The organism is Lactiplantibacillus plajomi (genome assembly GCF_005405405.1).
GTDB classification, from domain to species: domain Bacteria; phylum Bacillota; class Bacilli; order Lactobacillales; family Lactobacillaceae; genus Lactiplantibacillus; species Lactiplantibacillus plajomi.
Genome location: NZ_BJDZ01000014.1, coordinates 1 through 16,509 on the forward strand (window position 1 = coordinate 1; position 16,509 = coordinate 16,509).

Here is a 16,509-nt window from a genome sequence, read left to right on the forward strand (position 1 = left end):
CTATAATGGTGTGCAAAGCTTTTCATGGATTAAAAACTCCTGTTTTTGATCTAATTTAACTAAAATCAAATCGAATGTCAAAGTATCCAAACACGTTCTTAGAATCATTATTGACCCGCTTTAATGTGCCATATACAAGATAATCTACTTCACAATTTTTCTGGGAATCAACTCGGAACATCACTCAGCGTCCAATTTATAATGCCTTCATACTGTCCAGCAACATTTTGCGGTTGTACGTTCAACCGCAAGCCCTTATCACCGGCTAGGCCAATGGTGCCATTACTACGCTGGCTATCCGTGATCAAGGTTTCCTTTTCACTTAACGTTAGATCACCAAATAAGAGTTGCCCCTTAAATGGTTGTCCGTTAACCGTTGATTTGGATAAGGTCGCCATCAATTGCCACTCATTACTTCCGGGACGGGTATCCGCGACCGTTAGTTCTGAGGATCCGGTCAATGCCAATTGTTTAGCTTGGTACATTGGTAACTCACAACTACCAAAGTCCACACTTGCGGGGACCTTACCGAATGCCAACTCACCGCCGACGTAGGTCGCAGTAACCGTTGCCGGCTGCGAAGCGTTGCCATTTACATCTTGCGCGGTAATTTTAAACGTAGCGGGGCCGTTTATCTTAGCTGCTTTAAGCTGCTGTAACACATCGTTAGGGTTAGCAATCAGTTTTAAGGCCGTTCCACCGATAACGCTTGCTTGTAACTGTGCCCGGTTCGCCAGCCAGTTGACGATATCTTGATTCGACTGACCTTCAAGTGCTGTCAAATCCGCGTTCGTAAACTGAACGTTAGCCGTCGCCGGACTAATCGTAGGTAGAACGGGCTGAACCCTAACCGTGGTTTGCCCGTGTGCCCCGGTGTGTGTGCCATACACGTCTGGCGATTTCTGAATTACCGTAATTTCCGAATTCTGATTGCCGATTGGTTGTTTCCATCTTAGTGTAAAATCACCGCTGGGCTGAACCTGAGTCATCACAAGCTGACCGTTAATCGTCGCCTCAATACCGTACCCTGGCTTACCCTTTCCGCTAATCTGACTCTCCGTAGCAGAAATTGTGCTCGGAAGCTCGGGATTGGTTACCTCAGGCTTAACGTGGCCAACTTCAATGGCGTAACTCTTATACTGATCCTGTTCCTTAATAAAAAAACGAACGCCAACGGCAACGCTACCATATTGTTGCGGGTCAACGCTGACGTTGACAACTTTTTGGGTTCTCCCAAAGTCAATCCTGTTTACACCATTTTCTTGATTAATTAACAGATTATCATTGGTTTTAGGATCAAAAGGCGTCGCCCGCAACGACTGACCCACGTAGTCTGGCTCCGGCTCTATCAGATTAATAGTATCTGGGTTCTCATCAGCCATCAAATCAAAATACGCAGCGTTCATCACCTGATCACTCGCCGACAACGCTAGCGAACCATCCAACGTAATCCGAAATTGCGTGGTTTTATTAGTTATTTGCCCATCAATCGTGTTGTTAGCCGCAACCTTAACTACTTTTGGGTAAGTCGCAATTCCATTGGGCACCATCGCACCGATCGGGTTACCATTATCGCTTACAAAATTGATATCCACAAAGTTCGGATTTAACGTTGCGGCGTTTCCTCGAACCGGATGCCACCCGATTAGCAGAAACACACAACCAACGGTACTAATGATACCAATCCACCAATGTTGATAATTTTTCACTGGTTAGCCTCCCCCTTCTTTTCATCATTGATTGTTCAAATAATAACCGATCCATTAACCACCGTTCTGGCCGGGGACATCTTGTAACGTCCACTCAATTTCACCCGCGTAAGTACCGGCCAAGTTATGCGGTTGCACGTTCAAATACAGTCCTTGCGCACCATCTAGTCGAACAATTTCATCACCGATACCCTGACCCGCTTTTATTAAGGACGCCGCATCCGATAACGGGTGCTCGGCATCTTGGTAACATAGCTGGCCTTTAAACGACTGACCGTTCACCGCTGATTTAATCAGCTTGGCCGATAGTTGCCAATGCTTGGCACCGGTACGAGTGTCCCGAACCACTAACTGACTGGAATTTGCCAACCAATGCTTTTGTGACTGTAACCGTGGCAATTCAAAAGTCCCAAAATCAACTTGTTCCGGAACTGCCCCAAATGCTAAGATACCGCCAGCATATTTTGCGATAACCGTGGCCGCTGATGATTTCTGACCCTCTTTCGTCTGTGCGTATATTTTAAACTGCGTCGATCCAGTCTTTTGGGCCACTTTTAGTATCTGCAAGGCGTCAACCGATTCGGTCATAAAGACTAAATTATCCGCACCCGTAGCCTTTAAGTTAGCCTTTTGAGCTATCCAGTTTACGACCTCTTGTTGGGATTTCCCTTCCAAGTTGTTCAAATCGTCAGCCGTATACTCAATCGTGGCCGTCGTTGGACTAACCGTTGGTAACGCCAAAACCTCACCAGTGACACTAGCGTGTTCTCCCGTGAAAACATCCGCATTCGAATTTTCCATCTCTGTAACGAGCACCGTTTGATTGTTCGTGCTAATCGGCTGGGCAAAAGTCAGTTGGTAACGACCATCTGCCGCCACCGTCGCCGTTTGTGTTTCTCCATTAACGGTCGCAGTTACCGAGTTGCCGGCTGTGCCCGTCCCTTTTAGGCTGGTATCAACCGTGTGCACTGGATCTAGGGTTGGTTGCGGTAATCCTGGCCGTTCAAATTTCCACATTTGATAGGTATACCCCTCTGGATCATTTTCATTCAGAATTATTCGAAAGCCCACGTAAATTGGAAAATCCGTTTTCGGATTAATTTTAACGTTGACGGTCTTTTCGGAACCATTACCGTTATTTCCGATATCCACACTGTACTGCGAATCTAAGCTAAAAAAAGGAGGTTTAAAATTATCACGACTGTTCGCATCCACTGGGCTTGATAACAAAGATTTCGTGACCAAGTCATCATTTGACGGTTCTTGCATAACGTCAAAGTAAACTCGTTGGATTTTACGATCATGATCTTTCAGCTGAATTTGTCCATCCATTTTAATCCTAAGCTGAGTTGTTTGATTGGTTAGGTGCTGATCCAGTGTATTATTAGCCTGAACCCTTAAAAGTCGGGGATAATCTATGCCACCGGGTACTGGCCGACCGAGAACGTTCGCTTTTTGATTATAATTATAATCAAAAATAGTCACAAAATCCGGATTCACCGTGGCCGCGCTGACTGGTGACCACGTCGCAACTAACGCTAATCCGATGCCCAGCAAGCCCACCACTAAATAACTTTTTAATCGGCTAGCGCTTCTCACGGGCCTTCACCTCACTCCCTAGTCGCCATAGACTGACTCCCAACCCGGTTGCGACCAATAACAAGCCTCCCGTCACCAAGTAAATCACCGTAATCTGTTCTCCGGTTTGTGGCAATCTAATGGCACCGGTGCGGTCGATCCAACGCGTAAGCCCCGTTGATTCATCATGCTTATCCGTCACTTGGTAGGCAACTTGCCCACTCGGTACTTGGTGGGTTGACGGTTGCGGCGGTTGCGGCTTTCCCCGATAAAACTGAATCTGGGTTTTACTAGCCGGACCCGTTTCAGCCCGAACTGGTGTGCCAAAGCCAACGGTTAACAGCACTGTACTGATCAAACTCACAACGAGGCGTTTCATTGTCCTCTCCCCCTCACTAATCTGCGTATCGGTGACGCTTCCTAACCATTAAGAAAATCCACACAATAATCATCACAAACACAAGCATCGCTAACGCTCCCAGGCCAACGAGCCACCAAATACTAATCCCGCGATTATCGACTGCGGTGCGGTTATACTTCTTAACCGCCTGATCAGTAATCTCAAAATCGCGGTCGAATATCCAACGGTGAGCCTGATTATGTGCGGCTAGGTGCAAGTGGTACTGACCGGCGCGTAAGCGTTGACTACCAGTTAAAATTGGTGCCCGGTAGAGCGTGTTGGGTGCCATTTTGACTTGTGATTTACTAACGTGTTTAAGGACTTCGCCGGTGGCACGATTCTTAATCGTCGTGTCGGTGGTCAGGCCGGAAATCACCGTAGCAGTCGGGTTGCGTAAATCGATTAAAATTCCCCGGTGATAGTTCACCAGTCCCGCTTGCACGGCTCCCAGCTTCAAGTTTGGCGTTGGTTCGTGGCCCAACCGATACTTAAGACCAATCACGTAGGCGTACTCATTCGTTATGTTAGTCGAGCCCTTAACGCTCCCCGTAACCTTTTCATTGAGCCACTTAAAATACCAACCACCTAGTAAAGTACCGTTCAGCTCCTGGTTTGGTAATTGCACTTGCGCACTGACCGTTTTTGATCCGTTAGCCGGAACCGTCACGGTTTTCGGGCCAGTTAATTTAGTCACCTTACTGACTGCAACCTTCAGCGACGGGTCCAAACTTTTGGCCGGGGTTAAGTATTCAATTATTCCGCTACCATTCGTGTAGGCGGTGTTAATCCCCATTCGTACTTTAATGTCCCGGTTCGTTATATTGCTGATCATAGCTTTTAGGGTCTGCTGCTGCCCGACTGCCATGTTCAAGTCGAAGAAACTGTGGCGTTGATCCGCTTGATTTTTGGGTAACTGAGCCTTAACCGTAAAGCCCACTGCGTTCGTCGTAGCGGCTTGGCTAACCACCGGCCCCGTTAACAATCCACCGACCACCACTAAAAATAAACGCCCCCATCTAGTCCATCCGTACCATCGCATTCCAACTCCCCCTCCGTTAGACTTTTATCTATGTAAAAGAGATGCGCACGCGCACCTCCCCAAAATTATTCACCATCCGTCAACGTCCAAGTCAAACTTCCCGTGTAAGTCCCCGTTTGCACGGCATTGGCTGGGACATCCAAGGTAACGTCGCTAGGATTCATCTTGTCAACCGTTGTACCAGCCCCATAGCCTTGACCGGCAGACAGAATTTTAACGCCCGTACTACTACCATCCATGTTAACTTTGGCGCCAAAGGCCTGCGCACCGTTGTCGCTGGCTTCGACCGCCCCCGAGTTCACTAATGCGCCCGCCGGCAACGTAACCGTCACCCCTTTGGCCGTTTGGTTGGTATTCTCCAAGGTTAACGCGGTTCCTGCCACCGTTAAGTGCCAGCCGTTGTTCGTCCCCCGTTCGTCAGAAACCTGAACACCAGTCACTTTACTAGCCGTTGTGTCCGTCGTTTTCATTGTACTCGTTGTGTTACCCGCGGTCGCCGGCTTATCAGAACCCGCAATCGTCCCCGCAGCGGTATATGACACCGGCTTCAATAAGTTAATTTCCTGGGTCCCAAAATCTAAGGTCTTCGGCGCCCAAACCAATGCTAAACCAGTTGCCCCTTCCGGCTTACCAGCACCGTTGGTGTCCGTATCCGTCACCGACGTGTCCGGATGATTTGGATCAACGGGAGTAGCTGGTGTGGTTGGTGCTTTAAATACCGCACTGGCCTTCGTCGTCCCTGTTTGTTGCAGCACTGGTGTCTCTCCATCAGTCGTTGCGGCCCGGACAACCGTTGATGCGCTGGTGCCTAACAATAAAACACTTGCGAACAATAAACCTTCAAACCCTCTACGCATAAAAATCCCCCCATGTTTTAAAACTTACCTAACAATCAACTACGACTATAATTTAACACCTTTTGAAATAATTAAAAGCCATTAACCTTTTATGCAGTTCTTTGCTTGCGTATAAAAGTCAATCGTATCAATTGCTAAGCCCCACAAAAATTTTTATTTTAATTTCGTGTTTGACTTATTTTATTATTACTAAATTGTTAGCACGCCAAGCCGATTAAAACGCATTGTTAGCAGCGTTCCTAACGTTTACATTAGTAATCAATTTACCGGTATTTCGCACAGTTTTTTTCGGCCAATTCCACTTTTCACTGATACCGGACTGATTTAGATATTATCCTAATCATTTAACCTCCTCAATCAACAAAACGGGCGCCCGCAACCTTGCGAGTGCCCGTTTCAAATTAAGTTAAATTACGGTGTATCTTGTAACGTCCAATTAACAGCCCCGGTATAATCCGTAGCGTACATCGTTGGTTGGACCTGGAGGAAAATACCCTTAGTTGCGGACCAGTCCTTCGTGACGTTGGTCGTGCTGACGTCCGCTTGCTTGGTACCACTGCTGATCAGGACGCCCTGAGTTAAATCCTGAACATTGTCGCCGTCACGGTAAACCAAGTTGCCGTCCAATTGACGACTGGCATCGTTGGCCGCCACCATTGGCGCTGCGGTCGCGTGGACCGACCACGGCGAACCGGTCGTCCGGGAATCTTCAACGTTGACGTCCCAGGCCGTATTCGGCGCGAACAGCGTTTCCCTAGTTGGTACTTCTAACGGGTTCGCGGCCGTCCCAAAACTAATCTTTGTTGAGTAGGTACCAAACGATAAAGTTCCCGGCACCTTCAACGTAATCGTCTTATTCTCGGACTGGGTGGTTCCCTTAACGGCGTGCAGGTCGACTTTAAACGTACCTCCCGCCGCAACTTGCTTCAGCTGGCTGGCGAGGTCACTGGTCGTCGCATTGTAAGTAATCCCATCCGCGCTGCCGTCAATGTCCTTGGCCGTTACTTCGGCGTTGTCCACCAACCACTTGATAAAATCACCGTCCGTCATACTAGCTAGTTGCATCCGTTGTGCCGCAGTTAAGGTTAAATCGGGCTTGGCGACCGCAATCGTCAAACTATTATCAACGGGCGCGCTAGCCGTCCCCTTGTCCCCGAAATCATTATACTCGGTAACGGTCACCGTCTTAACGTCTTTCAGCGCCCCGGTGGCTAACGTTAATTCAAACGTTCCGTCAGCTTTAACGGTCACCGGACCACTGGTCACGTTACTGATGATTTGGTTACCGGGAGTCCCGGTCCCCGTAATCGTCGTTGTACTTGGGGTAATCTGCTTGTTAGTGATGGTCGGGTACAACGCATTCGTCTTAAAGGTTGCAAAGCTATAACGGTTCAGCCGCGTGCCATCTTTTGTTGATGTGAAGACAACGGCAACGTGCAACGGTGTTTTCGTATTAATGTCGCTCATATCAACGGAAAAAGTCTGGCTAATTGGTTTCCCTGTGTCATAAAGAAAACCACCAATAATTGTTTTTCCATAAATCGAGATATTGGCCGTTGTTTTCCCCATTGAATCGTTATTGTCTCTGTTATAAAGAGTTGGGGTTCCCGATTTGACGACCGACGTTCCGTCATCCGTTTCTAAGTCAAAATAGAACGACGTAATTTCAGAACTAGCCGTCATTGTCCCGGAAAAGGTTGCCGTGATTGTTTTAGTATTCGTTGTAATCCGGCCGTTAACTACCCCGTCTGCCGTAACACTATTAAGTGTTGGATATTCCGATAACGACGTGTCCCCACGATTTTCCTCATCAACTGCCAATCGATCACCACTTGCATCGGGCAGGGTGACGTCTGCTGCCAGTGCCGGCACCCCCGTGCTCAACACCAAGCCGACCGCCGCCGTCACCACGATTAATCGTTTTAGCCATCTACTTAATTTCATACTAGCCACCCCCGCTTTTTTGACCGCAGCTCACGCCAAATCAGCCGGCCTAAAATTGCGGCAATCAGTAGTAGTCCGCCTAACAGACCGAATAGCCAAGCCCGTTGTTCGGACGTTTGGGGTAACCGCCCCGCGTCGGTCGCCTGGGCCAACCAGTCTTTTAAGGTCGTTGGCCGTGCAGCGTTCGCCGTTGTTGTTTGACGTCCGCTCGCCGAACCCCGATGGTCATTCCCCGTTGCACCGGTCGCTGGTACCCGCGTAGGTTGTTGCCCCGCCGGAATTTGCGCGTTGCCCGCGTGGTGACTAGTCCCCGTCGCCGGGCCCGCGTAAAAGCTCGTCTGAACGTTAGTCGTGCCGGTCGTATCAGCCTGGGCGCTTAGGCCAAATACACACCAGGCGCTCGCAAGCATCAAAACTTGTATTAACCTTTTCACCGTGATTCCCCCGCTTTCGTTAATCATCCGTTTTCCGTTGCTTCCGTTTGCGAATCAAGAAGAACAGCCAAATTAGCAGTAAACCAATGACTAGCATCGCCAGTGCACCTAAAACGATGAACCAGATGACGCTGATTCCGCGATTATCGACAGATTTTTGGTTATAGTGCTTGGCGTCCTGCTTAGAAATGGTAAAGTCGCGGTCAAATACCCAGCGGTGATCCTGATTCTTAGCCACCATGTGTAGGTGGTAGCGACCAGCCTTTAACTCCTGATCACCTAGTAATAACGGGTACTTGAAGGTACTATTCGGTGCCAGCTGGACGTTCTCTTTAGTCGCTTTTTTAACGGTCGTTCCGTCAGCTTTACTAATAGTGGTGCTAAGCTTTAGCTTAGGAATGATGACCGCCGAAGTGTTACGTAAATAGGGGATGATCCCGCGGTGGCTGTTGGCCAGCCCGGCTTTAACTTTGTCCAGTTTCAGAACCGGTGCCGGGACCTTGCCGCTCGTATATTTAAGCCCAATGACGTAGGAATACTGGTTACTGATGTTGGTCGTTCCCTTGACGGCACCGGTCACCTTTTGATCGACACGCTTAAAGTACCAACCACCTAGGACCACACCATGAAACGGCTTCGCCGGCATCGTTACCTTGGCCGTCACGACTTTCAATCCTTTAGCCGGTACCGTGACTTTCGCCGGGCCGTTGACCTTAGTTACGTCACTCATTTTGACCTTTAGCGACGCATCAAAGGTCTTGGCCGGTTGAACGTATTCGATGATGCCGTTCGTATTGGTATAGGCGGTATGAATGGCCGTTGCGACCTCAATATCACGATTGGTCGAGTTATAAATCGTCGTTTTAAGCGTCTGCGTTTGCCCCGTCTTCATTTTTAAATCGAAGTACGATTGCTTTTGATCTAACTGGTTACGGGGAATCGTCGCCGCAACGCTGAACCCGATCGCATTTTGATTAGTCGTTTGCTTGGCCGCCTGAGCGCGGGTGCCCCAACCAATCCCAAGGGCCACGCCCAAGGCCACGACGAACCACCGTTTCATTTGAATTTGCATGCTTGTCCTACTCCCCCTCCAGTTAATATGTAAAGAAGATGCCCACAAAGTTACATGGCCATCTTCGTTGGTTAAGTTGACTTATAAATTATTGTGCAGGTGTGTCACTTAAATTCCAGTTGATTGAACCGGTGTAAGTTTGGGCCTTAGCCGTGTTGGCAGGCACGTTTAACTTAATCTCGGATGGTTTGATTTGATCAACTGTCACCCCAGCACCGTTGCCGGCAGCGGCGTTCAAGACCGTTTGGGCTTCGCCGGTAGTTGCTAACTTAGCCGCAACTGAGACCGCACCGTTAGTCTTAGTAGCGCCACTGGCCGTTACGTCCCCACCTGGTAACGTAATTGATGCACCGACTAATTTATCGTCACCGCTTTTCAATTCTGAGCCGCTGGCCGTCAAGTTCCACCCAGCGTTAGTCCCACGCACGTCGGAAACTTCGAGCACAACGTTGTTGGCACTACCCCAAAGTGAAGTCTTAATGGTCGTATCGGACGTGTCCAACGCGTAAGATTGGTCATTTAACACGTCAATTTGGTGGCTACCGAAGTTAAACGTCTTTGGTGCGTAGATCAGTGAAAGCTGACCGCCACCTTCGTTACCAGAAGTTGAACCATTGGTACCAGGATCCGGATCGACCGGTTTGTTCGGGTCGTCAGGGTCAACCGGCGTTACTGGGTTTGTGTTTCCCGTAAAGCTCGCCGTTACGTCCGTCTTACCAGTTGTGTTCGGTACGGACTCAGCGTTCGCAACCAATGGTGCAGCCGCCGTCAATAGCAACGTCCCCGTCATCAATAAACTACTCAAAACCTTTTTCATTATGTGACATCCCCTTTTTTATAATTACTGTATTTATAATTTACCACATTAATCTTTAATATCAAGTGTTCATTACCCAGTTATACTAACTAACCCCCTAACAAACTGAATAGTATCAAGCATTTACACTGATAAAAATAATTTTAAAAATGTATTTTATTTCGAAAAATTAATGTAATAATCATCCGTTTATCAACAATCAAAAAAAGCAAATCCTTTACAAACAGCTGTCTAGGCCTATTAAATAACCTGATTGCAACAGTTTAAAGCCATTCGTTTAATTGCATAAAAATTGATTACCGCAGTTTACTTACATCTAATTTTTATATCTTAACTACAGTTATTATCAATAATAATTCTATGTTTTCACGACAATTAACGTTTTATATAGTGATCATGAACCAATTACCATGTATGTATATAAACGAATAACGTTGGGTTTTATTATTACATTCATTTATATTAAATATTATTCAGGACTATTTTTATGCCGATCAAAACCGTATGAACACCCCGAATAACCCACTTTTCACTTTATTTCATCATTAATTTAATTAATTTAAACATAATTAAAGACAATACAAAAAAGTCCGGCTACTTAAAGTAGCCGGACCCGTTGCGATGCAAGTTGTGTTAGTTAAGCCTTTAGGAGTTTTTCAACTTCGCTCTTAAGCTTAGCTTCATCCATACTCATATAAGGCGCGACTTCATCCGCGGTCTTGTCAGTATTATGGTTGTCATCGTCCATGAAATGATTCCAAATCGCATCGCGAACAGGTAACTTGGAGTCGCTCCAATCAAAGACATCTGACATCTTTTCATCCAATAAACTGGTCATTTCCACATTTTCAGCCATCCTAAAACAACTTCCTTTCTAAATTTTGGTACACCTCTAGTATAAATCACTTTTTCCGAAGTGGCTAAAATTGGTTTGAATTTTTAAGCGATTGTTAGCTGACCGATTAGCTCGCTTGGTAAATTATCTTTAACGCCGCAACGTCTTCACTGGACAACACGCTCCGCCCCTGGCTGACCGGGTACATGACCGAGGCGGTCGACTGACTGTGATCCAAGCCGAGCGCGTGGCCCAATTCGTGTACCGCGACCGCCTTACTATAAGCGGCGCCGTAATCACCATTCAAGCTGGCGGTGGCGGTGTTCCAATAGGTCGTCCCACGCCAACTAACCTGCTTAGTAATTTGTGGCCCCCCGTGCCCCAGTTCGATGGTCGTATCGCCCGTCGGCATCTTTTTATAGTAAACCGAAAAGGTCACACTATTTTGATGACCACTCGCCTTCCCAGGGACTAAATTAACTAATCCGGTTTGGTTGTAGGTCGCTACCGCGTCCTTAAAAACGCGCCGTCCCGCCGCGGATAATTGCGAATCAAAATGATAATAGTAAGTTTTCGCCAAGGTCGTATTTTGAACGATCGATTCAATTGGTGTGGCCGCGGTCGTCGTACTAGTCGTTGACTGCGAACTCGCTCGTGACTGGCTAGTGGCGTTTGCCTGACTACTAGTGCGTTGGTTCTGAGTCGTTGATGAATCCGCAGAAGCCGCATCCTGTAAGCGACTTCCGAGTCGGCCGCTTAACGCTGCACTCAAGTTGGTACGGGCGTTGGTGATGATGGCCGCGGCTTGGGGCACCACGGTCGCACGATTTTGATAACCCCAACCGGCGGCCACGATTAGGATCAACGCCCAGCAAAGTCGTTTCAATACTCTCAAGTTCGGTTCCCCTTTTTCATAATGCTACAGTAACTAGTTCCGTAAAACTCATTATCACCCATTTTTTTGCCGCTGAAAACTTTTAAGTCCGCAAATTGAGCTAATCCTAACAAACTTTACGAATTATTTACATCACACCAAAAACGGTGCCAGCTAACCCGTCGTTAGCGTGGCACCGTCTCGTTTATTTATTTTGAAATACGAATAGTTTTGATAGAAAGAAGTTTCCAATTAAGGCACAGGCCTGTCCAACTAACTTCGTTGGCGTGGCCGGCGTCGTCAAAAGCGAAATACCAATCCAAAGGACCAACGTTTCAATCAGGTAAGTCGCAATTCTAGTCGCGTAAAACTTGCCCATTTCCCGAAACGGGTAACTCGAATGGTGTTTGAAAACCAACAAGCGGTCGACCCAAAACGCCACCTGAACACTTAACACCCAGGCCGTTGCGTTCGAAATCTGATACTCAACGTGCAGCACCTGATTCATGACGAAGAAAGTCACGAAGTTCACCACAACACTGATCAAGCCCCATAAAACGTAGCGAATCGCTTGGTTACGGGTTTGTTGCTTGGACGACAATAAATCACTGTCGAGTTCCGCAACCGGCTCAATCATTTCTTCCATCGTCGCATCCTGCGTTTCGGGCGCCGTTTTTTGTTTGGGCATTATCCCCACACCTTTCAATTAAAAAGTACCGGTTCACGAATGAACCGCGGGGCTAAGTTTCCGCTAACATTAACCCAACTTCATTAATTTTAGCACAACTTGGCTAGAAAAGGCGCAGCTGCGGGTAGACGTTGCCCGCTAAATCGCCGCAATCTGTTCAGGAAACGCCACCTGTTTGGTCACGTGTTGCTGAACGATTGCCACTTCGAGCTTACGGTAACCATTAGCCATAAATAACTGATCTTTCAACAGCCCGACCGATTCCACGAATAAGCCGTGGTCGGTCACGTGCAGGACCCCCGTCAAGTTGAGATTGCCCAGTTTTAGCTGACAATCATAAGCCCCGCGCGGTGGGAGTTGTTGTAAGCGACTCGCCATATTTAGACGCGCCACCGGCCGGTCATCCAAGCGAACTAATTGACCCGCCAATGCATAGCGGTGTCCTAGGAGAGCGTTCGCCCGGTTGATCTGACCGTGCTTAATCAAGCTCCGAATTTGAGTTGATCCAATCTTTTGACGGGCCTGGTCTAATTCAGCCACGATGGCGACGTCAAATGCCTGGTGATTAAACCCCGGCATGTCCCCGATGCCCGCCTGACCACCGCGACCAAACGTGTAATCAAAGCCGCCGACAACCCCACAGGCATTTAAGCCAATCAGGTAGGCGTTGACGAACTTCTCCGGCGCAATCCCGGCAAAGTCACGGTCAAAATCAATCACGTAAGTCGTATCGACGTGGTTTTGAGCTAGTAAGGCCAATTTCTGACTAATGGTATTCAGGTAACGGAAGTCCGTGGTGCGGCTCGTATTAAAGACCCGCGAAACGTGGCGGTTAAACGTCATTACCGCGAGCGGCACGTGGCGTTCGTCAGCCAGCTGACGCGCACGGGCAATCACCCGTTGATGCCCCTTATGGACCCCGTCAAAAAATCCTAGGGCAATCACTTGCCGCGCCGGCTTTGGCATCGTCGCTAATCGTTGTTTATTTAACCGAACTACTTCCACGATAGTTCCCTCCCGTCAGGTTTGACAAAAGCGCCCGGGCACACAAGGCGGGCGCTTTTGGTTGGTACGTTGGTCACTTAGAAAAGATTACGCCTGTTTCATAAAGTAACTGAATGGCTTCAAATCTTGTGCTTGGTACTTCTTGACGAATTCATCAATCTTGGTTTGATCTTGCCATGCTGAGTCGATGAACATGTGCTCAGTCGTAAATGGCATTTCGTGCGTTAACTTAACGTCGATCAGAACTGGTTTGTCAGTCTTTTGAGCGGCGTCCATGGCTGCTTGGAATTCAGCCTTAGTCGTTGCGGTGTAGGCTTCAGCACCCATCCCCTTAGCAACGGTTGCCCAGTCAGTTGCTGGCAAATCAACCCCTGATAATGGTTGGTGACTGTCGTCAGTTTGTTCCGCTTCAATGTAGCCTAAGGTTTCGTTTGAGAAGACCACGTTAACGATGTGTAAGTTGTACTTAACTTGGGTTAGGATTTCTTCCATTAACATGGCGAAACCACCATCACCGCTTAAGCTGTAAACGTCACGGTCTGGGAAAGCAACCTTAGCCGCAATGGCAGCTGGGGCACCGAAGCCCATCGTTGCGTATTTCCCAGAAGTAACCCACTTTTGATCATCGTGCATGTCAACTAAGCGTTGGAAGTTGATGTTGATGTTACCAACGTCAACACCGAAGATGGCCCGGTCACTAGCCGTCTTGTTCAAAACGTCAAAGATTGGTTCTGGACGAACTGGCATTTGATCGCTGTCTTTGAAGCTATCTTGCCACTTGACCCAGTTTTCTTTGTCAGCAATGGCTGCCTTGTAGAAGGAGCTAGCTTCCTTTTCTTTACCGGCATCAATGATGGCCCGCAATGCTTTCTTCGCATCAGCTAACATTGGCACGTCGGCGTGACGACGCTTACCTAACTTAGTGCTTTCGATATCGATTTGGATAACCTTAGCCTTCTTGTTGAACAGGAAGATACTAAATGGTACGTCGTTACCGACCCAAACGATCAAGTCAGTTCCGAAACCAATTTCGGCACCCGGCTTCGAAGCAACCCGTCCAGTTGAGCCTAAGTATGCAGGGAACTTGTCATCTAAGACACCCTTAGCTAAGACTGATGAAAGAACTGGCATCTTGAACTTGTCTGAAGCTTCCTTCAATTCATCGGCGCGTCCTTGGCACCTAAACCAAAGTAGATTAATGGTGACTTGGCGTCGTTGATCAACTTAACGGCTTCGTCAACACTCTTCTTGGCTGGTTCTGGGTAAACCGGTGCGACGTGGGTGTTAGCGTTAGAAACGAAGTTATCTTCGATTTCAGCCCAACCAAAGTCCTTAGGAATCGTTAAGACGGCAACACCCTTCTTTTCATAGGCTGCTTGGATCGCTTCATCAGTTAATTTTGGTAAACTTTCGGCGGTCATCGCAGTCCGGTTCCAAACGGCAACGTCATCGAAAATTGGTTCTTCGTTCATTGCTTGGAAGAAGTCGATGTTCATCCGGCTAGTTGGGACTTGGGCAACGATGGCTAAGACTGGCGTCCGATCGATCTTGGCGTCATACAAACCGTTCAATAAGTGAACGGCACCAGGGCCGGCAGAACCAAAACAAACCCCAATTTGACCAGTTAGCTTAGAATCAGCTGAGGCCGCAACGGCACCCGCTTCTTCGTGACGAACTTGGATAAATTTGAAATGATCTTTTTGGTTATGAAGCGCATTCATAGTTGAATAAAATGAACCACCCGGGTAACCATAGATATGGTCAACGCCCCAGGATTGAATAACGTTCAGGACTGCATCTGAGCCACTAATTTTGTCTGACATAATAAAATCTCCCATCCAGTTTTCACTCCGCATCATCAGGATGCAAAGCTTTAAAATTTGATAATGTAGTTGTAATCGCTTACAAGGTTATATTAACGCCACCCGATTGCTATAAGCAAATCTTTTGCTCGCTATAAGTTTTGCTTATCGAAACCGTTATCACGAGGGCTTAGGCGCTGTGACACTTTTAACAAGTAAATTTTACCAAAAAGGATTCCAAAAAGAATTTAAAATATCAGCATAATATATCAAAAAGAAAGAATTGACTGAAAAGCCAATTCTTTCTTTCAGAAAGCAATCATTTTTCGCTCAAAAATCAATAGACAAATCTTTTTAAACTTCCATCTTTGATAGAACCTGTAAAAGATTGGCGTCGTGCTGCGTCAAAACCATGTCATCGCGGTAGACCACCGAGACGTGAAATTCTTCGCGCAGCGGGTCGCTGATTGGTAGTCCGCGCAGCCCGTCACCCGGGTGAATCGCGTCCTGAACCAGGAACCCGTACCCCAAACCGGCTTCCACGCTGCGCTTCATCCAAGTAATGTCGGACGTTTGGTAAATCACTTCCGGCGTAACCCCGGCCGCGTGGCAGTAATCCGCAAAGGCCCGTGGATGAATAAAACTATCATCTAAGCCAATAAATTTGGCCTCAGCTAATTCCTGGAAGCTAATGCTACCGCGTTGTGCAATCGGATCAACCGTACTGACAATTACTTCGAACGGTCGCGAACCTAACGGGATTGTTTGGACACCGCGTTCGTGCAACGGGTGCGCCGAAGCAACCAAGGCAACGTCCAACTTGCCTTTCTTTAAATCACGGAGCAAGCGCGCCGACCCCTTCTCACTGACTTGGAGCTGCTGGAACCAGCCCCAGTCCAGTAACTGGTGGGCCACCTGGGGAAAGAACATCGCACCTAAAATGGGTGGCATGCCTAAGCGGATTGTCGGCTGCTTAGCGGCCTCAATCTCGCGGTGTGTCAGTGTTAAGCTCTCCTGAACCGCCTGCGAATTATGGTACAGCACCTTACCCGCCTGGGTGATCAACATTTGCTGGTGCGCGTGGTCCTGCTTAACGAGCGGCGCGTCAAACTTGCGTTCCAAGCGTTTAATGGCCTGACTGACGGCCGGCTGCGACACGGCAAACTTTTCGGCGACGTGGGTATAATTGCGGTACTTCACGACGGCACGGAAAAGCGCGAGGTCCCGAGTATTCACGACCAATTCATTCCTTTCTACTAACGTTAACGTTCGGTTAACATTTTCACGTTGTTACATACCGTTATATCATACTTACCGTAACACGCCTAACCCGAAATTTGAGTACGTTAAGCTAACGCCCCTATCTATAGTAGAAACCGGTTACAAATTGCCCCAAAAATTCCCGCTTCGTTGTCCTACTCACAAGCCGGCTACTCCCCACTTAATTCGGTAAGT

At 47.9% G+C, this 16,509-nt stretch carries 14 protein-coding genes and 1 pseudogene; all 15 read right to left on the reverse strand.

The features are described 5' to 3' along the window. Positions 1 to 167: 167 nt before the first annotated feature. The 15 genes and pseudogenes from FFM82_RS07165 to FFM82_RS07235 all read right to left on the reverse strand — a co-directional run bounded on the left by FFM82_RS07165 (position 168) and on the right by FFM82_RS07235 (position 16,290). Entirely contained in the window at positions 168 to 1,709 is a 1,542-nt protein-coding gene (locus FFM82_RS07165; RefSeq protein ID WP_137645180.1) for a hypothetical protein, read from the reverse strand. Between the two features lie 54 nt (positions 1,710 to 1,763). Then, positions 1,764 to 2,726 (reverse strand): Ig-like domain-containing protein, encoded by a 963-nt coding sequence (locus FFM82_RS07170; protein ID WP_137645181.1) that lies wholly within the window; start codon positions 2,724 to 2,726, stop codon positions 1,764 to 1,766. A gap of 568 nt (positions 2,727 to 3,294) precedes the next feature. Further along, positions 3,295 to 3,666 (reverse strand): LPXTG cell wall anchor domain-containing protein, encoded by a 372-nt coding sequence (locus FFM82_RS07175; RefSeq protein ID WP_137645182.1) that lies wholly within the window; start codon positions 3,664 to 3,666, stop codon positions 3,295 to 3,297. Positions 3,667 to 3,682: 16 nt separating this feature from the next. Next, a complete protein-coding gene (locus tag FFM82_RS07180; RefSeq protein ID WP_137645183.1) occupies positions 3,683 to 4,726 on the reverse strand; it encodes a WxLIP family cell surface protein in 1,044 nt (347 codons plus the stop codon). Positions 4,727 to 4,791: 65 nt separating this feature from the next. Next, positions 4,792 to 5,583, reverse strand: a complete 792-nt coding sequence (locus FFM82_RS07185) for a WxL domain-containing protein (protein WP_137645184.1) — start codon at positions 5,581 to 5,583, stop codon at positions 4,792 to 4,794. A 411-nt stretch (positions 5,584 to 5,994) separates the two neighbouring features. Further along, a complete protein-coding gene (locus FFM82_RS07190; RefSeq protein WP_137645185.1) occupies positions 5,995 to 7,527 on the reverse strand; it encodes a hypothetical protein in 1,533 nt (510 codons plus the stop codon). Continuing rightward, positions 7,524 to 7,961, reverse strand: coding sequence for an LPXTG cell wall anchor domain-containing protein (locus tag FFM82_RS07195; RefSeq protein ID WP_170178245.1), 438 nt, complete (start codon positions 7,959 to 7,961; stop codon positions 7,524 to 7,526). Before FFM82_RS07195 ends, FFM82_RS07190 begins: the two co-directional genes overlap by 4 nt. Positions 7,962 to 7,980: 19 nt before the next feature. Then, positions 7,981 to 9,033, reverse strand: coding sequence for a WxLIP family cell surface protein (locus FFM82_RS07200; protein WP_137645187.1), 1,053 nt, complete (start codon positions 9,031 to 9,033; stop codon positions 7,981 to 7,983). An 88-nt stretch (positions 9,034 to 9,121) separates the two neighbouring features. Next, the gene (locus tag FFM82_RS07205; RefSeq protein ID WP_137645188.1) at positions 9,122 to 9,850 is read right to left on the reverse strand and encodes a WxL domain-containing protein; all 729 of its coding nucleotides are present in this window, start codon (positions 9,848 to 9,850) and stop codon (positions 9,122 to 9,124) included. Positions 9,851 to 10,487: 637 nt separating this feature from the next. Beyond that, a complete protein-coding gene (locus FFM82_RS07210; RefSeq protein WP_137645189.1) occupies positions 10,488 to 10,706 on the reverse strand; it encodes a P8 family protein in 219 nt (72 codons plus the stop codon). Positions 10,707 to 10,812: 106 nt separating this feature from the next. Next, on the reverse strand, positions 10,813 to 11,580 hold the full coding sequence (locus tag FFM82_RS07215) for a matrixin family metalloprotease (protein WP_137645190.1): 768 nt from the start codon (positions 11,578 to 11,580) through the stop codon (positions 10,813 to 10,815). Positions 11,581 to 11,764: 184 nt separating this feature from the next. Continuing rightward, positions 11,765 to 12,247 (reverse strand): GtrA family protein, encoded by a 483-nt coding sequence (locus FFM82_RS07220; RefSeq protein WP_137645191.1) that lies wholly within the window; start codon positions 12,245 to 12,247, stop codon positions 11,765 to 11,767. 138 nt (positions 12,248 to 12,385) lie between these two features. Continuing rightward, a complete protein-coding gene (locus FFM82_RS07225) occupies positions 12,386 to 13,252 on the reverse strand; it encodes an FAD synthetase family protein (RefSeq protein WP_137645192.1) in 867 nt (288 codons plus the stop codon). An 87-nt stretch (positions 13,253 to 13,339) separates the two neighbouring features. Beyond that, positions 13,340 to 15,075 (reverse strand): annotated as a pseudogene (gene spxB, locus FFM82_RS07230) (pyruvate oxidase). A gap of 333 nt (positions 15,076 to 15,408) precedes the next feature. Continuing rightward, entirely contained in the window at positions 15,409 to 16,290 is an 882-nt protein-coding gene (locus FFM82_RS07235) for a LysR family transcriptional regulator (RefSeq protein ID WP_225425642.1), read from the reverse strand. Positions 16,291 to 16,509 lie beyond the last annotated feature (219 nt).